The organism is Citrobacter sp. RHBSTW-00599 (assembly GCF_013784065.1).
Taxonomy (GTDB): domain Bacteria; phylum Pseudomonadota; class Gammaproteobacteria; order Enterobacterales; family Enterobacteriaceae; genus Citrobacter; species Citrobacter braakii.
This window is the reverse complement of the sequence record NZ_CP056717.1, coordinates 1513656-1534246: the sequence shown is the minus strand read 5'-3', so window position 1 is coordinate 1534246 and position 20591 is coordinate 1513656. Positions and strand designations below refer to the sequence as shown.

The following is a 20591-nucleotide window of genomic DNA, read 5'->3' as shown; positions in this document are numbered from 1 at the left end:
AAAGGCCGAAAGGCCTTTCTTTTTTTCTGCGCCTGAATTACTTCACGCCCCACTTGTTCTGTAATTCAGCCATTCGCTCATTGTAGTTACGGGCTATACACGCTGGCTTATCCTGATCTTTCCAGCATTCGTTACGCCCTTTCACCCAGCCGCGTTGCTCTGCTTTGAGCGTCGGGTTATTACTCGATTTTACCAGCGCCTGCTTGTAGGCCCCGTTCAATGCCAAATCCATGGCTGAGAGCGCAGGACTTTGACAGATAACCTCTTCGATACTGCCCTTTGCTACCGCAGAACAGGAAAAAGAAGGCCCGTTGCTGGTCGATTTCTTTGCCCCTGAAAAGTCGATATTGTCTTCAGGCAGGCAAATCCCGTGCTTACGATTAGGCCCGGTCCAGGAAACGTCCGGATTCCCGTCATCTTTACGGGAGATAGACACGGTATTGTTACCGCTTTTTGCTTCCCAGTAATTTTCATTGAAGGCCTTTACCGTCGCCTTAGTGCCATCAATCCAGATATTGCCTTTACCATCACTATTCACACCACCAATACTTGCGCAGCTGAAATTGAATGCCATCGGCGAGGCCGCCATCGACGTCACTGGCGTAAGAACGAGTGCTAACATCATTAATCTGGTCATTTTTAACCTTTTCATAATCTCATTCCGCGAAAAATTAACCGCATTAACATCATGGAGATGTGAGAATTCTCCGAGTAAACATTTCGTCGCTCAATAGCAATTTATTACCGACAGAAATTAAACTGTCGCCGAATCACGACACTTGTAAGTTATTAAAATTAAATAAAAAAATGCCTCTTGTTTCACCTCATTTTTAGGCGTACATTAGCGCCGTCTGGAGCATAAAAGCTCAGAATTCTGAGGTGATGCAGACAAGCAAACGAAGGGAATTCTCCATTTCGTTTACGCGTGCATCAGCTCTCTGTCAGGTTAGCATATGTTCATTTAGACGTACCTCAGGTACGCGGAGAGATGAAAAGTGAAATATTTCTTTATGGGCATTTCTTTTATGGTCATCGTTTGGGCCGGTACTTTCGCCCTGATGATCTAAATTAAAAGACGCAGCAAAAAAACAGGAGCCTGATGGCTCCTGTTTGCTTTTGGGGAAACGTGTTGTTAGTCGGTACTTTCAGTGGCCGATTTTGCACTGGCAGGCAGTAAGCCATCGGCGCGGAACATTGCTTTGATGCCACGGATCGCCTGGCGGGTACGGTCGCGGTTTTCAATTAACGCAAAGCGCACGTGCGTATCGCCATAATCACCAAAACCAATCCCCGGCGAAACGCATACCTTCGCCTCGTTCAGCAGTTTCTTGGCAAATTCAAGTGAGCCCATCGCGGCGTATTGCTCTGGGATTTTCGCCCAAACGTACATCGAGGCCTTGGGCATCTCGACCATCCACCCGGCTTCATGCAGCCCCTTAACCAGCACATCTCGACGACGTTTATATTGCTCAGCAATATCCCGCACGCACTGCTGATCGCCTTCCAGCGCGGCGATTGCTGCAACCTGCAACGGAGTAAAGGTTCCGTAATCGTGATAGCTCTTAATTCGAGCCAGCGCGTTCACTAGCGTTTTGTTACCTACCATAAAACCGATACGCCAGCCCGCCATGTTGTAGCTTTTCGATAGGGTGAAAAACTCCACCGCGACATCACGAGCGCCCGGTACCTCCATAATCGACGGCGCTTTCCAGCCATCGTAGACGATATCGGCATAGGCCAGGTCATGAACCACCAGCACGTCATAGCGTTTAGCCAGGGCCACAACTTTTTCGAAGAACTCCAGCTCGACGCACTGCGCAGTCGGGTTGGAGGGAAAACCTAAGATCATCATCTTCGGTTTCGGGTAGCTTTCGCGAATCGCGCGCTCCAGCTCATTAAAGAAATCAACGCCTTCGACCAGCGGCACTGAACGTACCTGCGCGCCGGCAATCACCGCGCCATAAATATGGATCGGATAGCTCGGGTTCGGTACGAGGACCGTATCGCCGTGATCCAGCGTGGCCAGCATCAGGTGCGCCAATCCTTCTTTCGAGCCAATCGTCACAATCGCTTCGGATTCCGGATCGATCTCAACGTCATAGCGTTCCTGGTACCAACGGGAAATCGCCCGACGCAGACGCGGAATGCCGCGCGAGGTGGAGTAACCGTGCGTATCCGGGCGCTGCGCCACGGTACAGAGTTTTTCGACAATGTGAGGAGGCGTGGCCCCATCCGGGTTCCCCATGCTGAAATCGATAATATCTTCGCCGCGCCGACGCGCAGCCATCTTCAGTTCAGCAGTAATGTTAAAAACGTAAGGGGGAAGACGATCAATACGCGTAAAGCGACGTTCAGGGCGGGAGTCAGCCATAATATCCTCAGATTAACGTTAGCGCCCGGACCGTCCGAGCGACGCTGCCACGATGGTGGCACGTTTAGAAAATAGCCTGAATAATTTCCTTCTGTCGAGAGGCAAAACAAAATATTTTTTATTGAGATAAAAGAGGAATAGCCAGAAAAAATGAGGAAATAAAATTTTTCACACCCCGCTTAAAATTACCACTATTTAACATTTTATTTTTAAACATATTACTTTGCGCGCTCCGTTGACAGGACAGGCATTGTAAATACAACAATCATGCAACAATCCCCTTTTAATATTAAGGTTTTTCCCCATTAGCTACAGGCTGCGGGTGTGCTGGTCATCCAGCCTCAGGTTACCTATCATAGAGGTTTAACCCTTGCGCAAGAGTCACCCGTGCACGAAATATTCAATATGCTGCTGGCGGTATTCGACCGGGCAGCACTGATGCTGTTCTGTCTGTTTTTCCTGATTCGTATCCGCCTGTTTCGCGAACTGTTGCACAAGTCAGCCCACTCCCCGAAAGAGCTGCTCGCCGTTACCGCGATTTTCTCAATGTTTGCCCTGTTCAGTACCTGGTCCGGCGTACCGGTTGAAGGCTCACTGGTTAACGTACGTATTATCGCCGTCATGTCAGGGGGAATTCTGTTCGGTCCCTGGGTCGGTATCATTACAGGCCTGATCGCGGGCACCCACCGCTACCTGATCGACATCGGCGGCGTAACCGCCCTGCCCTGCTTTATCACCAGCATTCTGGCAGGCTGCATTGCCGGCTGGATCAACCGTAGGATCCCCAAAGCGCAGCACTGGCGTGCGGGTATTTTAGGCGGAATGCTGTGCGAATCTCTGACCATGATCCTCGTCGTCGCCTGGGCGCCCACCACCGAACTGGGGCTGGATATCGTCTCGAAGATCGGCATCCCAATGATTCTTGGTAGTGTCTGCATTGGTTTTATCGTCATGCTGGTGCAAAGCGTGGAAGGCGAGAAAGAAGCCAGCGCCGCGAAGCAGGCTAAGCTGGCTCTGGATATCGCCAACAAAACTCTGCCGCTTTTTCGCCAGGTCAATAGCGAATCGCTTCGCCAGGTGTGCGAAATTATTCGCCATGATATCCATGCTGATGCCGTCGCTATTACCAACACCCAGCACGTGCTGGCCTACGTTGGCGTGGGTGAACTTAACTACCGCGATAATGATGATTTCGTCAGTCCGACTACGCAACAGGCGATCAATTACGGAAAAATCATCATTAAAAACAATGATGAAGCGCACCGTACGCCGGAAATACACTCCATGCTGGTGATTCCGCTTTGGGAGAAAGGTGTTGTCACCGGTACGCTAAAAATCTACTACTGTCACGCCCATCAGATAACCTCCTCACTACAAGAAATGGCCATCGGCCTGTCGCAAATTATCTCGACTCAGCTGGAAGTCTCCCGGGCGGAGCAGCTACGCGAAATGGCAAATAAGGCAGAGCTGCGTGCGCTACAAAGTAAAATAAATCCCCATTTCCTGTTTAACGCCCTGAACGCAATTTCATCGTCGGTGCGACTGAATCCAGACACAGCGCGCCAGCTGATTTTTAATTTATCGCGCTATCTTCGCTATAATATTGAATTAAAAGACGATGAGCAGATCGACATCAAAAAAGAGCTGTATCAAATCAAGGATTACATCGCCATCGAACAGGCCCGTTTTGGCGACAAGCTGACGGTTATTTATGATATCGATGAAGAGGTAAGCTGTTATATTCCCAGCCTGCTGATTCAGCCGCTGGTAGAGAACGCTATCGTCCATGGGATTCAGCCCTGCAAAGGAAAAGGGGTGGTCACCATCAGCGTTGCGGAGTGCGGTAATCGGGTACGGATTGCCGTGCGGGATACGGGCCACGGTATCGATCCAAAAGTGATTGAACGGGTCGAATCCAATGAAATGCCGGGCAATAAAATTGGTCTGTTGAATGTGCATCATCGCGTTAAGCTGCTCTACGGCGAGGGCCTCCATATCCGCCGTCTGGAGCCAGGCACTGAGATTGCCTTTTATGTGCCTAATCAGCACTCGCCCGCAGCCGCACCGGCCACATTGTTGCTTTAACCAGGAGTGAAGTCGTGAAAGTCATCATTGTTGAAGATGAGTTCCTGGCCCAACAGGAACTTAGCTGGCTGATAAAAGAGCACAGCCAGATGGAGATTGTCGGCACATTTGACGACGGTCTGGACGTGCTGAAATACCTCCAGCACAACCGCGTTGACGCCATTTTTCTGGATATCAATATTCCCTCGCTGGATGGCGTCCTGTTGGCGCAAAACATCAGCCAGTTCGCGCACAAGCCCTTTATTGTCTTTATTACCGCGTGGAAAGAGCACGCTGTTGAAGCCTTTGAACTGGAGGCCTTTGACTACATCCTGAAGCCGTATCAGGAATCACGCATCGTCGGCATGCTGCAAAAGCTGGAAGCAGCCTGGCAGCAACAGCAAACGGGAACCTCGCCTGCCAGTCCGGTGACCCGCGAAAACGATACGATCAATCTGATCAAAGATGAGCGGATCATCGTGACCCCGATCAACGACATCTACTACGCAGAAGCCCATGAAAAGATGACGTTTGTCTACACCCGGCGCGAATCGTACGTGATGCCGATGAACATCACTGAATTTTGCAGCAAATTGCCTGCTTCGCATTTCTTCCGCTGCCACCGCTCGTTCTGTGTGAATCTGAATAAAATCCGCGAGATCGAACCCTGGTTTAACAACACCTACATTTTGCGCTTAAAAGATCTGGAATTTGAAATCCCGGTGAGTCGGAGTAAAGTGAAAGAGTTCAGGCAGTTAATGCACTTATAGCGCAGAGAAAGAGCGATGAAAGAGCCAGGCCTCCCCGCAGACCAACAGTTTTTCGCCGATCTGTTCAGCGGCCTGGTATTGAACCCGCAGCGTCTTGGCCGCGTGTGGTTCGCGACCCAGCCCAGCACGTTACCGTCCGGCAGTTTGTGTATTGACCTTCCGCGCCTCGATATCGTGCTGCGTGGCGAATACAGTAATCAACTGGAAAAACAGCAGCATAGTCTGCCTGAAGGCGACATGCTGTTTATCCCGGCGAAAGCGGCGAATTTGCCCGGCAGCGATAAACCCGTGATGCTATTGAGTCTGGTGTTTTCTCCGGCCTGGCTGGGGCTCTCTTTTTACGATAATCGAACGGCATCTCTGTTACGTCCGATCCGCCGTATTGAGTTACCACATCCGCAGCGCGGCGAAGGCGAGGCGATGCTCACCGCATTAACCCATTTAAGCCGCTCTCCTCAGGCCCAGGATATTATTCAGCCGCTGGTGCTTAGCCTGCTGCATCTGTGTCGTAGCGTGGTGAATACCCGCCCTGACACAGAGCGTCCGCGCGCTGAATTTCTCTATCACAGTATGTGTAACTGGGTGCAGGATAACTATGCCCAACCGCTGACCCGGGAAAGCGTAGCGCAGTTTTTTAATATCACGCCCAACCACCTGTCAAAAGTGTTTGCCCAGCACGGCACCATGGGGTTCATCGAGTACCTGCGGTGGGTCAGAATGGCGAAGGCGCGCATCATCTTACAGAAATACCATCTGTCGATTAGCGAAGTCGCACAGCGGTGCGGGTATCAGGACAGTAATTATTTCTGCCGCCTGTTCCGGCGTCAGTTTGGCCTGACGCCGGGAGAGTACAGCGTACGTTTTCAGTCAGCACGTTAAGTGAGACAACACCAACAGGTTAGTAATATCCGTTTGCATCGTTGTAAAATAACGGCATGTAGCTCCCCCTGCAGGCTTACTCAATAAAGTGAATATGCGATGAAAAACAGACGTGCGCTCTCCCTGATGTGTTTTCAGATGCTGGAATCAGGTGCGGATCGTCAGACCGTGAAAAGAGCCCTTACCTCCCGCCGTGTTAAAGCTCGCCAGGCGGTGGTTCTGCTCTGCAAGCAAGAAATGACGCTCTTAAGAGCCGGGAAACTGCCGGTGCCAAACGCGCCGCATTGATGATGTCGCTTTCCGGTCGCGTTCATCCAGCCTGCAACCAGATCGTCGCAGGCTGGAGAGCGCTCTTTCAGTGAAGCTTAAAACGTCAGTTCCGCCTCCAGCAACGCGAGAATACTGTCGGCATTTTCAGCAGCAAACAATGACTGGCGGAACGGCTTGTTCACCAGCTTACGCGCCAGCTGCGAGAAGACCTTCACGTGGTTAATGCCTTCATCAGCCCCCAGCGTCAGCATGATAACCAGTTCCACTTCGCCCATCTCTGACTGCCAGTCAACGGGATGAGCAAGCCGGGCAATACTGATGCTGGAATGGCGGATCCACTGGGACTTAGTGTGCGGAATAGCCACACCAAAACCGACAGCAGTGGTGACTATCTCTTCGCGCTGCCAGATATCTTCCTCCAGCTCAAACGGATGTTCAGTTCGCCCATTAACGCCCAGATTGCCGCACAGAAACTGAATCACCTGCTCTTTGTTACTCAGAGATTCACCAACAAAGATGTTCTCCCGCGCCAGCAGCGGACGCACGTCTTTCTGCGGTGCAAACTGGTTGAGCAGATCTTCTATCTCCTGAGCGCTACGGCACTCACAGGCCCGTATGGCGAGTTCACGGCATGCCTGGCCCTCCAGTTGACGAAGCTGACTTTTCACCGCCGGAATACGTGGACTGCTCATGCTCAGCTCGTCGAGTCCTAAGCCCAGTAGCAGCGGTAAATAGCGTCCTTCGCCCCCCAGTTCACCGCAAATGCCCACCCATTTACCGCGTTCGTGCGCCACACGGACAATCTGCTGCAACATTCGCAGGAACGACGGCGTAATCGGGTTGTACAACGGCGAAACGCGCGGGTTATTACGATCGACGGCGTACAGGTACTGGGTCATGTCGTTTGAACCAATACTGAAGAAATCCACCTCATCGCAGAAATGGTCGATGATGTAACACACCGACGGCACTTCAACCATAATCCCCAATGAAATTGTCGGAGCATGGCGTAAACCGTCGGCTTTCAGTGCCACCAGCGCTTTTTGCAGTTCGCTTTTTACCCACAAAATCTGGTCAAGGCTGTGCACCATTGGGATCATCAGCTGCGCATTGCCGAAGGTTGCCGCACGTAAGATGGCGCGCAGCTGCGTGCGAAACAGTCCGGCAAACTCTGGATAAATTCGCACCGCGCGGTAGCCCAGGAACGGATTCTCTTCCTGCGGAATATTGAGGTAACGGATATTTTTATCCCCCCCAATATCCATGGTGCGAAAGATAACCGGCTTGTCGCCCGCGGCCAATAAGACCTGCTGGTAGGCTTCAAACTGTTCCTGCTCGTCGGGAGCGCTGTCGCGGTCCATAAACAGCATTTCAGTACGAAACAGCCCAATCCCTTCCGCGCCATTGGCAAACGCCCCCGGCGCTTCCAGCGCGGTACCGATATTCGCTGCAACGTCAATACGCTGATTATCTTTGGTCAGCGCGGGCTGGGCGGCATCAAGCGCCTGCCGCCGCTGGCATTCATCGGCCAGCTTCTGCGCAATCGCGTAATAACCGCGAACCGCATCGTCTGGATTGATGGCCAGTACCCCACAGCGGGCATCCAGTACCGCATGCTGCCCTGCATAGCGGCTAATGGCCTCCAGCGGCAAGCCGCTAAGCACCGGTATAGCCGACGCGCGAGCGAGGATCAGGGTATGCGATGTACGCCCTGTTTTCTCCAGGATCATGCCTGACAGATGCTGCAAATTGAGGCTTAAAAACTGGCTGGGCGTCAAATCCTCAGCGACCAGAATCGTCGGCTTATTCAGCACCAGCGCATTGCGCGGACGTCTTTCAGGCCAGGTAATATGCAGCAGTTGTTCGCTGATATCACGGATATCGCTAACGCGCTCGCGCAGGTAATCGCTACCGGAGGCCGACAGCTTGTCGCACACCTGCTCCATATTGGCGATAATCGCCGCCCCTAACCCCAGATGCTGCTCCAGCATTAAGCGACGAATATTCCCGGCAAACTCGTCGTCCTGAATCAGAGACAGATGGGCGCTGAGGATGGTTTTACTCTCACCCTCACGTTCGCGCAGTTGCTGATTGAGCTGTTCGGCAAGCGTCGCCAGACTATGCTCCAGCCGGGTATTGTCTTCCGCACTCGGCGCAATCGCGCGATAGCTTTCCAGATTATCGCTCTGCCAAAGCGTGAGCGAACCCGCCCCTACGCCCCCTGCAAGCACGGTGCCATAAAGAAGGTCTGGGTTGAGGCGAATCAGCGAACGCGGCAACGGATGCGCCGCCAGTTCCGCCGGCGTCGGCTGAACGCTGTCGCTGTCAATAAACCGGTGCAGGAGGTACTCCTCTAGCGCTCGTCGGGCCTGTTCTTCATCGCGACCGGTGATGGTTAAGCTACAACTGTCATTAAACAGCGTCCCGGTGCCAATCAGCGCCAGCGAGCTTTTCGCATCAGCCCTGGCGTTCTGGCGATGGTTAAGAAATATCACCTCACTTTGCCACTGGCTGCACTGCTCTTTCAGCTCCCACGCCGGACGCGCATGCAGGCCATTGGGTAGCGGGCAAAGAAATTGAATCGTTAGCATAACAACTCCTGATTAGCGCGAAATCAGCACCTGAAATCCGTCAGATGAACCACGGTTTCGCACGTAAGATGTGAAAGAAGAGCCGACAACAACTGCTGCGTCTGGATGATGTCACGGCAGTCGGCAATCGACGCCGCGCAGTGTCCATGCCGCGTAGCTGGCCCCATGACAACCGTGGGGATCCCCGTGCCGCTTACGTGCACCGCCCCGCCGTCAGTGCCGCCGTTACTGAACATGTCAAGCTGCAGGGTAATGCCCGCATCGGTGGCCACGCTTTCAACCCACGCCGTCAGCTTTGGCGAGGCAATCAGCGATTTATCGCTTAACACCAGCATCGGGCCATTACCAATCTGTCGATGGTTGGCCGCACCATGATCAAAGTTTTTGGCCCAGCAGGCGGTATCCAGCACGATCGCCACATCCGGGGCGACCGCGCGTGCTGCCGTTTGTCCTCCGCGCAGTCCCACTTCTTCACTGGAACTGGCCACCAGCCAGACCTCGCATGGGAGAATGGCGTTATGCCATTCGCGCAGCAGCGCCACCAGCAAATAACATCCAAGTCGATCATCAAAGGCTTTGCCCATGACTCGCTGGTGCGGCAAAACCTGAAACGTCGTGTCAAAGGTGACGCGATCGCCAGGGCGTACGCCGGCCTGAAGTACCTCGTCATAAGACCGCGCGCCAATGTCCACCTGCAGCGCACTGACGTCATTACCGCTGCGCACTCCGTCGAGCAGACCGGGAATTTTGCTCTCTTCACGGGTAGTGATCCGCACCGGCTGCAATTGCCTGGCCGCCATACGCACATTTCCCACCGGCAATACATCGATCGCTCCTTCGCTGGAAATACTGCGCACGATAAATCCCACTTCATCCATATGCGCGCAGATCATTACCTTCGGACCGGTTGATTCATTCAGACGGATCAGCACCGATCCCAGGCCGTCAAAGCGCACCTCTTTATGCAGACGATCCGCCTCTTCAAGCAGGATCTGCCGCACTTCCTGTTCTGAAGAGGCGATCGCGTCCGCCTCACTCAGCGCCTTCAGTAGCGATAAGTCCATTACGCTTCTCCCGTGTGTAACAATGTCTTCGCCATGGTGTAGAGCACCTCGCCGCCGTCTGGCGTAACCAGCACCACATCCTCAATACGCACGCCTCCCTGCCCCGGCAGATAAATACCCGGCTCAACGGTGAGCAGCATGCCAACCGCCAGAGGCGTCGCGTCGGTGGGGGAAAAACGGGGATTTTCATGCACCTCAATGCCGATAGCGTGTCCGGTATTGTGACCAAACTCATCACCATAGCCCGCCTGCGTAATGACCTGCCTGGCTGCGGCGTCAACCTCATGGCAACGCCGACCTGGTCGAATTGCTGCCACCGCCGCACGCTGCGCCGCCAGAACAATCTGATACACGGAAAACAGCGGGCTTTCTTGCGCTGGCTGGTTTGCGTCTGGGATGCGAAAGGTTCTCGTCATATCCGAACAATAGCCCTGATACTGCGCGCCAAAATCCAGCGTGATGAACTCACCCGCCTCGACACGCTTGTCGCTGGCTTTACCGTGCGGCAGCGCGCCGCGCCAGCCGCTGGCGACAATGGTGTCAAAAGAGGGTTTGTCTGCACCGAGCGTGCGCATGTACCACTCCAGTTCAGCGGCGATTTCGCGCTCACTGAGGCCAGGTTGAATAAAGCGGCGAATATGTTCAGCACTAAGGTCAGCTATCCGGCAGGCTTCGCGAATGCAGGCTATCTCCTGCGCCGTTTTTACCTGCCGGAGCACATCCGGCACGGCACTCACTAGTCGGGCACGCAGTTTGCCCGACCATCCATTCACCGTATTCCAGCTTACCTGCTCGCCTTCAAATCCCACCGTCTGCAGCTTTTCGTCAGCAATAATGTGATTCACCCGTGAATACAGCGTCTGCGCGCCATCAAGTAGATGGATCTGATAGCCCTGAGTACGCGTGGCAACATCGGTGTAGTAACGGGCGTCGACCAGGATATGCGCGCTTTGATGGCTGATAAACACAAACCCTGAACCGCTGGAGATCCCCATATGCGGCTGTTTATTCTGCCGCGATGACAGCAGCATCGCATCGAGATGTTGCGCCGTTAGCCAGTCACGCAGCGAGGCAAGTAAGCTCATGGTCACAATCCTTCTAATCAGAGGCTTTCAATCAGCAATTTGCCTTTGCGGTACATCATGTTGCGCAGGAACACCACCATCAGCGCCGTAATCACCGCACCTAACAGGATCCCCGCCATATAGACGCCGAGGTTAGTGACCAGCGGCCATGCCCAGATAGCCGATTCCGGGAACCACTGCACCGCCCCCAGCCAGACGGCAGCCGTCGATCCGACAATAGCGCCAACCATATAGGATGGAATTGCCGTGATGGGGCTTTCCAGCGCAAACGGGATTGCCCCTTCGCTGATGCCCATAAATGCGAGGAACATTGCCGTTTTCCCTTGCGGGTAGAGCTGTGCGCTGAACAGGCGTTTGCCGGTTAAGCGCCGATCGAGAAGCGTAGCCAACCCGAGGCCAATTGGAGGAATCACGATGGCAATAGAGCGTGCGGTTACCGGCAGAACGTGATCGGTAGTAAAGCTGAAGGCGACAAATCCTGCGGCTTTATTAATCGGACCGCCGAGGTCAATCGCCGTTGCCGCAGAAATCCCCATCGCGTACATCAGCGTGCCTTTCTCTCCAGCCGCCGTCAGCAGAGAACGAATTCCGCCGTTGATCCACCCGCCAAACGGCGTTATCACGTAATACATCGCCAACATGACGAAGATCGCGGAAAGAATGGGCAGTAAAAAGGTGGTTTTGAATGCCAGCAGGAAATCAGGCAACTGGATTTTTTGGTTCATCCACTTCACCAGATACCCGGCGACAATCGAGATAATCAGCGCGCCAATAAAGGTTGACGGGACGGGAGCACTGGTTGCCCATTGCAGCGTCGCTGGGTCAAAATTCAGTATCTGCGTGGGCTGAGTGGACATCAGTCCACCAATGAACCCCGCCGGAAACGCCAGCTTACCGCCGATAGAGTTGGCGACAAACGCGGCAAACATCGGAATAGCAAAACCAAACAGCACGCCGCCAAAAGATTGCGACAGCCAGGCAAACTTCAGTAATGAGAGATTAAAACCGCTGAATTTTCCGCTGTTCAGTGCATCCATGATGCCGGTGTCAGCAGGTATATCGAGCCAGCTATAGGCGATCAGTTGCGAGAAGGCGAGAATTACCCCGCCCATAATTAACGTCGGTACCATGCGCGAAATACCCGACATCACATGCTGCGGAAGTTCGCCCCAGAAGCTATTGCGGGAGGCCGGTGGATTTTTTATTGCCGCTGCCGCACCAGATGCGCCAGGCACAACGGTTGCACTGCGTTTCTTAATGGCCATACGTAATTCCCTGTCGATGATTATTGTTGTTCAGCGGCAACCATCTCTTCGATCTCTTTGATGATGCCAGCTGCATTTTTTATCGCGTCCTGTAACGTAATTTCGTAGACATCACGCGACTCAAAACGCTCGTTATCTTCCGGAGTAACGGCAACAGAATGGATGATCAACGTTGCCTCAGCGATATCCTGCGCCGTCAGGCGATTTTGAATTCCGTCCGCACCCTGGGTTTCAATTTTCACTTCATAACCCGCTTCAACCGCGGCTTCTTCCAGCGCCTGAGCCGCCATAAAGGTATGGGCCAGCCCCATTGGGCACGCGCAAACGGCAATCAGTTTTTTGCTCATAATCATTTCCTCGTAATAGTTAACGAGTGAAATTATGGTCCGGGGAAAGTAACGACCGTTATCAGACAAATAATGCTTTTACTGGACAAATAATCCCGCCATTCGGAAATGTGACGAAGGTCGGAAAGGCGGGCGGCAGGCATAAAAAAACCGCGTAATAAACGCGGTTTTGCGGGATATATGTAAGCCGGATAAGCGCTGTGCACCGTCCGGCATTGGTCTTACAAAATATGGCCCAGCGTCTGGCGCAGATGCGCACCGGAACCAAGCAGGCCCGGGTTATCATGCACGATCAGATATACCGGAATATCCTGTACGTAGGCTTTAAAACGCCCCTTATCCTCAAAACCACCACGGAAACCCGAAGCTTTAAAGAAGTCGAGGAAGCGCGGTACGATGCCGCCAGCGATGTACACACCGCCAAACGTGCCCAGCGTTAACGCCAGATCGCCGCCAAAACGCCCCATGATGACGCAGAACAGCGACAGCGCGCGACGACAGTCGATACAGGAATCAGCCAGCGCACGCCCGGTGATATCCTTCGGCTGCAGATTTTCCGGCAGGCGCCCGTCTGATTTGACGATGGCGCGATACAGATTAACCAGCCCCGGACCTGACAGTACGCGCTCTGCGGAAACGTGACCAATTTCCGCACGCAGGACCTCAAGGATAATCCCTTCTTCTTCGCTGTTAGGCGCAAAATCCACGTGACCGCCTTCACCAGGCAAGCTCACCCAGCGTTTATCTACATGCACCAAATGCGCCACGCCGAGTCCGGTACCTGCGCCATAGACAGCAATCGGTTTACCTTCAACAGGTTCCGCACCGCCAAACTGGATCAAATGCTCTTTCTTCAGCATCGGGATCGCCATCGACACGGCGGTGAAATCATTGATGATTTCCAGATGGCTGAAGCCCAGATTTTTTTTCATCTCAGCAATAGAGAATGCCCAGGTATGGTTGGTCATTGCCACCCAGTCACCGGTTATCGGACAGGCAATGGCAATACAACCATCCTCGACGCTGACGCTATGCTCATCCAGGTATACGCGTACTACCGCCTCGAGGCTTGGGTAATCCAGCCCGGAATAGGTTTTTGCCTGCGAAATCTCGCCGCTGGCAATGTCGCACAGAGCAAGACGCGCGTTGGTGCCGCCAACATCACCTACTAAAGCATATTTTGTCATTCTTCCACTGCTCCGCTAAAGTCAGAATAAATCTTTGCCACACTGTAAATTCATGGGGGCATAACAACAACGCCCTGAAGGCTGATGCCCGTGGAAAATCGATCCAGATCACATAATTACTTTATCGTTTCAGCACCATTTGCAGCGATGCGGTTGCGCAGGCTGTGCAAACTATGTCTATGACTCTGTTTTAAGGAATAGAATATGCTTCATCCACGAGCCAGAACGATGCTCTTGCTATCAACTCCTGCGCTAATTATTGGTATTGCCTCCAGCCTGGTGTTGATCGTTGTGATGAAAGTGGCGTCCGTTTTACAGCAATTTTTGTGGGAACGCCTGCCCGTTAGCATCGGTATTGCCCAGGACTCTCCGCTGTGGATTATCGGCATGCTGACGCTCACGGGGATTATGGTCGGGTTAGTTATTCGCTACAGCCAGGGTCACGCGGGACCGGATCCTGCCTGTGAGCCGTTAATTGGAATGCCGGTCCCCACCTCAGCAATTCCGGGCTTGCTGGCAGCGCTCATCCTCGGCCTGGCGGGTGGCGTCAGTTTGGGTCCGGAACACCCGATCATGACCGTGAATATCGCACTGGCTGTGGCGCTCGGCAGCCGTATGTTTCCCCGCATTGCTAAGCTGGACTGGACCATCCTCGCCTCTGCCGGCACCATCGGCGCGCTATTTGGCACCCCCGTTGCCGCCGCGCTGGTCTTTTCACAAACGCTGAATAGCTCGGACAATGTTCCTTTGTGGGATCGCCTGTTTGCACCGTTAATGGCCGCCGCCGCGGGCTCGCTGACCACCAGTCTGTTTTTTCACCCCCATTTTTCACTGCCCATCGCGCACTACACGCAGATGCACGTGATCGATATCCTCAGCGGTGCGGTCGTTGCCGCCATCGCCATTGCCGCCGGGATGGTGGCTGTCTGGTGTCTGCCGCGTTTACACCATTTAATGCATCGATTGAAACACCCGGTCCTGATTCTTGGGGCTGGCGGCTTAATCCTCGGCATTTTAGGCGTTATCGGCGGACCGCTTACCTTGTTTAAAGGACTGGACGAAATGCAGCAAATGGCATTTAGCCAGACGCTGGGAGCATCGGATTATTTCATGCTCGCCGTGATCAAATTGGCGGCATTAGTGGTTGCAGCTGCGAGTGGTTTTCGCGGCGGGCGAATTTTCCCGGCAGTATTCGTTGGGGTCGCGCTTGGCCTGATGCTGCACGCCCACGTTGAAGCGGTGCCAGCGGCCATTACCGTCTCCTGCGCGATTCTTGGACTGGTGCTGGTCGTCACCCGTGACGCCTGGCTGAGCCTGTTTATGGCAGCAGTGGTGGTGCCAGATTCCACCCTGCTGCCGCTGCTGTGCATCGTCATGCTGCCCGCCTGGCTGCTGCTGGCGGGCAAACCGATGATGATCGCCGAGCGTACCGATAAGTAGTTAGCCTCCGTTACGCGTTTCCAGCGCACGGGTCACCGTGCGCAATAGCTCAGGAAGATCGGCTTTCGGTAGCACCACCTCAATTAACGACAATCGTTGCGGATGGGACAAACGGGCCAGCACTTCTTCCAGTTGTACCGCCTGCTCCACACGCCAGCACTCCGCCTGACATTCACGACGAAACGCCTGCGGCACCTGCGTCCAGTTCCAGGCGGCGATATCGTTATAGCGCTGATTTGCGCCATGTATGGCCCGCTCCACGGTATAGCCGTCATTATTTAGCAGCAAAATAACGGGAGATTGCCCGTCTCTGAGCATAGAGCCCAGTTCCTGAATGGTGAGCTGCGCCGCACCATCGCCAATAATCAGGATCACCCGGCGGTCCGGGCAGGCGGTTTGCGCGCCAAATGCAGCCGGGAGCGCGTAGCCGATAGACCCCCACAGTGGCTGAACCAGCACCTCCGCTCCACCGGGTAGCGTGAGCGCAGCCGCACCAAATGCAGCGGTCCCCTGGTCGACGAGGATAATGTCATTGGGCGCCAGATACTGCTGCACCGTATGCCAGAAATTTTCCTGCGTCAGAGGTCCCTTCTCAACCTGAATACGTCTAACTGGCGGGCGTTCTGGCGGCAGTGAAAAGGACATCTCCAGACACAGTTCCCGCAAGGTGGTTACCGCCTGCTCCATCGGGACGTTAAACCAACGGTTTCCAATCCGTGAGGCATGTGGCTGCACCTCAATCGTGCGCTCCTGTGGTAGCTGTTGCGTAAACCCGGCGGTCAAAGTGTCAACAAATTGTGTGCCAACACACACTATCGTGTCGGCATCTTCTATCGCCTGACGTACATAGTCGCTGCTGGCTCCAGCGCTGTAGGTGCCGACAAACGCCGGATGACGCTCATCGAATAGCCCTTTGCCCATCAACAACGTGGCGTGGGCCATCGGCGTTTCCGCCATCCAGCGTTGCAATACCGGCTGCAGGCCAAAGCGTTGCGCGAGAACGTCTGCCAGAAGCGCTACGCGCGGGCTGTCCAGTAACCGCTCGCGGGCATGGTAGCGAAACGCTTCTGCCACGCTGCTTTCTGGCTCGCTCAGAGGAACAATCAGGATGTCATTCGGCGGCGTGGTGCGCTGTTTTGCCACATCAGTAGGTAACATCAGATAGCCCGGTCTGCGTTCGATGAGCATTGTTCGCAGCACGCGGTCAATTTCATAACAGGCGTTTTGTTCATCCAGCACTGCGCTGGCCGTCGTCACCGCCTGCTGTATACGATAAAAATGCTGAAAATCACCGTCCCCAAGGGTGTGATGCATCAACTCCCCGCGACGTTGGGCACCACGACAGGGCGCGCCAACAATATGCAAAACAGGAACATATTCCGCATAGCTTCCCGCGATACCGTTAATCGCGCTTAACTCACCTACGCCAAACGTGGTGAGCAGCGCCCCCACCCCGGATACCCGGGCATAGCCATCCGCAGCATAAGCCGCATTCAACTCGTTCGCACACCCGACCCAACGTACGCTGGGATGTTCAATCACGTGATCAAGAAACTGCAAATTATAATCGCCAGGCACACCAAAGAGATGGCCAACACCACAGCCTGCCAGCCTGTCCAGCAGATAATCAGCAACGGAATACGGGGTTTGCATGACAGCTTTCCTTCTGACGGTAACCTCATGTTGAGTATCGAAGAACTGTGATGACTGTCCAGGAAAGTCGCTGTGAAGGGGGTGGAAAGCAAGATGTACAGTTTTCATCCCTAAATTTAATTGCAGCTGGCCTTGTGTAAACGTATACACTCAAAGTCACACTTTATCTGACAGGAGGCTATATGGCTTATCAGGCTGCTGAAAATCGTTATCAGACAATGGAGTACCGCCGCTGCGGTCAGAGCGGCCTCAAGCTCCCGATTGTATCACTGGGGTTGTGGCACAATTTTGGTGATACCACGCAGGTCGAGAACAGTCGGGCGCTGTTACAGCGTGCATTCGATCTGGGGATCACCCATTTTGATCTGGCGAATAACTATGGTCCACCGCCGGGTTCAGCGGAGCGAAATTTTGGTCGCATCCTGCAGGAAGATTTTTTACCGTGGCGAGATGAGCTGATCATATCCACCAAAGCGGGTTATACCATGTGGGAAGGCCCTTACGGGGACTGGGGTTCACGCAAATACCTGATTGCCAGCCTCGATCAAAGCCTGAAGCGTCTGGGGCTGGAGTATGTCGATATCTTCTACCACCATCGCCCCGACCCTGAAACACCGCTCAGAGAAACCATGCGTGCACTGGATCATATCGTCCGTCAGGGCAAAGCGCTGTACGTAGGCCTCTCTAACTATCCGGCTGAACTTGCCAGACAAGCGATTGAAATACTCGACGATTTAGGTACGCCATGCCTTATTCATCAGCCCAAATATTCTATGTTTGAGCGTTGGGTCGAAGAGAGCCTGCTGTCACTTTTACAGGAAAAAGGCGTCGGTAGTATCGCCTTCTCACCGCTGGCTGGCGGGCAGTTAACCGACCGCTATCTGAACGGTATTCCGGCGGATTCTCGCGCCGCAAGCACCAGCCGTTTTCTGAATCCGGACCAGATCACCCCACAAAAACTGGAAAAAGTTCGAGCGCTGAACGCACTGGCAGAGCGACGGGGACAAAAGCTTTCTCAGATGGCGCTCGCGTGGGTTCTCCGGGAAGACAAAGTTACGTCTGTGCTGATTGGTGCCAGTAAACCGGCGCAAATTGAAGATGCCGTCGGCATGCTGGCAAACCGTCACTTTACGCCTGAAGAGTGCGCGGAGATTGATGCCATTCTGAGTCGGTTGAAATAAAGACACATTTATTAACAAAAAGTGCTCTCACTTGCGATTTAAGAGTTGTGGCGATGAAACGGGGCTTTACTGCCCCGTAATATTACGTTAACAGGCCGGCTACGGCTCGATCGTGAAGGAGAGAAAACATGTTCAGGTCACTGATTCTGGCGGCAGTCTTAATGGCTTTTACACCGCTGGCCGCGAACGCTGGCGAAATCACCCTGCTGCCATCAATAAAATTGCAAATTGGCGATCGCGATAATTACGGTAACTACTGGGATGGCGGCCGCTGGCGCGACCGGGATTACTGGCACCATAACTATGAGTGGCGCAAAAATCGCTGGTGGCGTCATGACAACGGCTACCATCGTGGCTGGGATAAACGCAAAGCTTATGAACGCGGCTATCGAGAAGGCTGGAATGACCGTGACGACCATCGCGGTCGTGGGCGCGGCGGTCACGGGCATCATCATTAAGAAAAGGAACCTGCGGTAACAGAGAATTTTTAACAATGGCAAAGGGTTCCGTTCATCGTATGATCATTGTTTCTCTGAAACCCTCATTCCCGTAACGGGCAAGGGAGGCTCACCGTCTCCCTTGCCACCCAGACTTCCGGCAGGAAAAATCGTCACTTCGTGATCCATTCGCCTTATGTCGTCTTCCTTCGGATCGCTTCGGTACGCTGACTTTCAGTTCAATCCGTTTCGCTTTAATAAAAAATACCTTTGCAGCTAATCAATCCTTAAGTGACCAGCATTAGCCTGCAGGCTGCTTTTTTATGGTCAAATCCTGCGCTTTTTATTTTTCACTATTTGCCCTTGAGCAAAAATCTCCTGAACGTATCTTATCCTCAAGAGAATTCACGTCAGGATTAACTTATGAATGCTAATTTTAAGAATGAAATTCAGACATTCGGTCGATCGCTATTATTACCGATCGCCGTACTGGCGCCTGTGGGGATGGTCATGGGAATTAGCGCTGCGTTAGGGCAGAGCTATATGATTGATAAACTCCCCTTTCTGGGCAATGAAATTTTCAGAGCAATTCTCTCTTCTCTGGGATTAATCAGCAGCGTCGTTTTTAATAATATTCCTTTACTGTTCGCGATGGGTGTCGCCTACGGTATGTCTAAAAAAGAAAAAGGGATTGCTGTATTTGCGTCCGTCGTGGCTTACCTGACTCTGCTTATCGCCATGCATGTGCATCTTAAGCTGGCGGGTACGCTGGCGAAAGAGGATATGGCTTTGGTCGGACAGGGAATGGTATTAGGTATTCAGACGCTGAAAATCGAAGCGCTGGGCGGCATTATTGCCGGGCTGCTGGCAGCTAAAATAACCGACCGTTTTTACCGGCTGCAATTACCTCTCGCTTTCGCCTTTTTCAGCGGTAAAAAATCCGTCGCGATCTTAGCCATTGCTTTTTCCATTCCCGTCGGCTTGATCATTCCTTTTATCTGGGATCTGTTTACCGCAGGTATGCGCGCCATATCAACCATAATGATGGCGCCCAACATTGGTGCAGGTATTTATATGACGCTCAATCGCCTGCTAATCCCGTTTGGCCTGCATCACGTCCTCAGTTCCACCGTGCGTTTCACCGCGGCAGGTGGTACGTACCTGATTGACGGGCAGACCTATGTTGGTATTTTGCCCGCTATCAATAAAATCCTGTTTGAGCTTGGTCCCACCCATCCGGCCTGGAAAGAGTATATGCCGACGCTCACCAGCTATCTTGCCTCATCACAAATGCTCACGACGCTTTTCCGCGTTCCGGCGATTGGTCTGGCGATGTACCACATGGCCTATTTCAAGAATAAGAAATTTGCCAAAGGGATGATCCTGACCGTGGTGCTGACCGCCATGCTGGGGAATATTACCGAACCGCTGGAGTTCTCCTTCCTGTTTATCGCACCAAAACTCTTTATTGTCTATGCGGTACTCTGTGGCTTATTGACCATTCCACTGCAATTACTGGAAGTCTCCATCGGCTATATTCGCGGCACTATTTTTGATTTTGGTATTTTCGGTTTGATGTATGAACACACCCAATGGATTAATTTAATTATCCTCGGCGTGATTAACTTTGTTGTCTTCTATTTCGTCTTCCGCTTCGCGATCGGTAAATTTGATATTAAGACCCCAGGCCGCGAGAGTGAAATCGCTGACAGCACCTTACTGAACAATAAAGAGTACGACAAAGTCGCCGAACTGGTGATTCAGGGGCTGGGCGGGACAGACAATATCAAGCGCGTTGAAAACTGCGTTTCACGGTTACGTATTGATTTGAAAGATCAGAAAAAAATGGACATGGCCATTCTTAAAGAATCTGGCTCGCTGGGAACCTTTATCCCCTCCAGCAACCATGTTCATGTGGTATTCGGCCCACACGTAGAATTTGTCCGTAACGCGGTAGACGACCGCCTCGTCGGTGCGAAATAAATTC

The 20591-nt window shown here is 53.1% G+C and carries 18 protein-coding genes; 9 read left to right on the top strand and 9 right to left on the bottom strand.

The annotated features are described in order from the left end of the window. Positions 1–37: 37 nt before the first annotated feature. Positions 38–652 carry a lysozyme inhibitor LprI family protein gene (locus tag HV243_RS07220; RefSeq protein WP_053389662.1) on the bottom strand — a complete coding sequence of 205 codons (615 nt, stop codon included), beginning with the start codon at positions 650–652 and terminating at the stop codon, positions 38–40. A 343-nt stretch (positions 653–995) separates the two neighbouring features. On the opposite strand from HV243_RS07220, the gene ypdK reads away from it, so the two are divergent. After that, positions 996–1067, top strand: a complete 72-nt coding sequence (gene ypdK, locus HV243_RS07215) for a membrane protein YpdK (RefSeq protein WP_010723117.1) — start codon at positions 996–998, stop codon at positions 1065–1067. 65 nt (positions 1068–1132) lie between these two features. Here ypdK and alaC read toward each other — a convergent pair whose 3' ends face one another. After that, positions 1133–2371, bottom strand: coding sequence for an alanine transaminase (alaC, locus tag HV243_RS07210; protein ID WP_016153894.1), 1239 nt, complete (start codon positions 2369–2371; stop codon positions 1133–1135). Between the two features lie 387 nt (positions 2372–2758). On the opposite strand from alaC, the gene HV243_RS07205 reads away from it, so the two are divergent. From HV243_RS07205 to HV243_RS07190, 4 genes are all read left to right on the top strand, one after another. Next, on the top strand, positions 2759–4456 hold the full coding sequence (locus HV243_RS07205) for a sensor histidine kinase (protein WP_029139619.1): 1698 nt from the start codon (positions 2759–2761) through the stop codon (positions 4454–4456). 14 nt (positions 4457–4470) lie between these two features. Beyond that, positions 4471–5205: a two-component system response regulator YpdB gene (gene ypdB, locus HV243_RS07200; protein ID WP_016153896.1), complete on the top strand. Its 735-nt coding sequence runs from the start codon at positions 4471–4473 to the stop codon at positions 5203–5205. 15 nt (positions 5206–5220) lie between these two features. Further along, a complete protein-coding gene (locus HV243_RS07195; protein WP_053389663.1) occupies positions 5221–6084 on the top strand; it encodes an AraC family transcriptional regulator in 864 nt (287 codons plus the stop codon). 99 nt (positions 6085–6183) lie between these two features. After that, complete coding sequence (locus HV243_RS07190) at positions 6184–6372, top strand: hypothetical protein (RefSeq protein WP_032931709.1); 189 nt, start codon at positions 6184–6186, stop codon at positions 6370–6372. A 77-nt stretch (positions 6373–6449) separates the two neighbouring features. Here HV243_RS07190 and ptsP read toward each other — a convergent pair whose 3' ends face one another. The 6 genes from ptsP to glk form a co-directional block, all read right to left on the bottom strand. Continuing rightward, positions 6450–8945 carry a phosphoenolpyruvate--protein phosphotransferase gene (ptsP, locus tag HV243_RS07185; RefSeq protein ID WP_053389664.1) on the bottom strand — a complete coding sequence of 832 codons (2496 nt, stop codon included), beginning with the start codon at positions 8943–8945 and terminating at the stop codon, positions 6450–6452. Positions 8946–8968: 23 nt separating this feature from the next. Further along, a complete protein-coding gene (ypdE, locus tag HV243_RS07180) occupies positions 8969–10009 on the bottom strand; it encodes an aminopeptidase (protein WP_016153899.1) in 1041 nt (346 codons plus the stop codon). Further along, a complete protein-coding gene (ypdF, locus tag HV243_RS07175) occupies positions 10009–11094 on the bottom strand; it encodes an aminopeptidase (protein WP_053389665.1) in 1086 nt (361 codons plus the stop codon). The genes ypdE and ypdF overlap by 1 nt, the downstream gene beginning before the upstream one ends. Before the next feature lie 17 nt (positions 11095–11111). Continuing rightward, a complete protein-coding gene (locus tag HV243_RS07170; protein ID WP_047416349.1) occupies positions 11112–12359 on the bottom strand; it encodes a PTS fructose transporter subunit IIC in 1248 nt (415 codons plus the stop codon). A 20-nt stretch (positions 12360–12379) separates the two neighbouring features. Then, the gene (locus HV243_RS07165) at positions 12380–12706 is read right to left on the bottom strand and encodes a fructose PTS transporter subunit IIB (RefSeq protein WP_003028254.1); all 327 of its coding nucleotides are present in this window, start codon (positions 12704–12706) and stop codon (positions 12380–12382) included. A gap of 221 nt (positions 12707–12927) precedes the next feature. Then, on the bottom strand, positions 12928–13893 hold the full coding sequence (glk, locus tag HV243_RS07160; protein ID WP_016153902.1) for a glucokinase: 966 nt from the start codon (positions 13891–13893) through the stop codon (positions 12928–12930). 204 nt (positions 13894–14097) lie between these two features. On the opposite strand from glk, the gene HV243_RS07155 reads away from it, so the two are divergent. Further along, a complete protein-coding gene (locus HV243_RS07155; protein WP_053389666.1) occupies positions 14098–15333 on the top strand; it encodes an ion channel protein in 1236 nt (411 codons plus the stop codon). Here the strand turns inward: HV243_RS07155 and HV243_RS07150 are convergent, their stop codons facing one another. Beyond that, positions 15334–16986, bottom strand: coding sequence for a thiamine pyrophosphate-binding protein (locus HV243_RS07150; protein WP_053389667.1), 1653 nt, complete (start codon positions 16984–16986; stop codon positions 15334–15336). Positions 16987–17168: 182 nt separating this feature from the next. Here HV243_RS07150 and mgrA point away from each other — a divergent pair, with 182 nt between their 5' ends. The 3 genes from mgrA (at position 17169) to HV243_RS07135 (ending at position 20587) form a co-directional block, all read left to right on the top strand. Then, positions 17169–18167, top strand: a complete 999-nt coding sequence (gene mgrA, locus HV243_RS07145) for an L-glyceraldehyde 3-phosphate reductase (protein WP_016153905.1) — start codon at positions 17169–17171, stop codon at positions 18165–18167. Positions 18168–18295: 128 nt separating this feature from the next. Next, positions 18296–18625, top strand: coding sequence for a DUF2502 domain-containing protein YpeC (gene ypeC / locus HV243_RS07140; RefSeq protein ID WP_047416356.1), 330 nt, complete (start codon positions 18296–18298; stop codon positions 18623–18625). A gap of 402 nt (positions 18626–19027) precedes the next feature. Next, positions 19028–20587 carry a PTS transporter subunit EIIC gene (locus HV243_RS07135; RefSeq protein WP_019077337.1) on the top strand — a complete coding sequence of 520 codons (1560 nt, stop codon included), beginning with the start codon at positions 19028–19030 and terminating at the stop codon, positions 20585–20587. Positions 20588–20591: the final 4 nt, after the last annotated feature.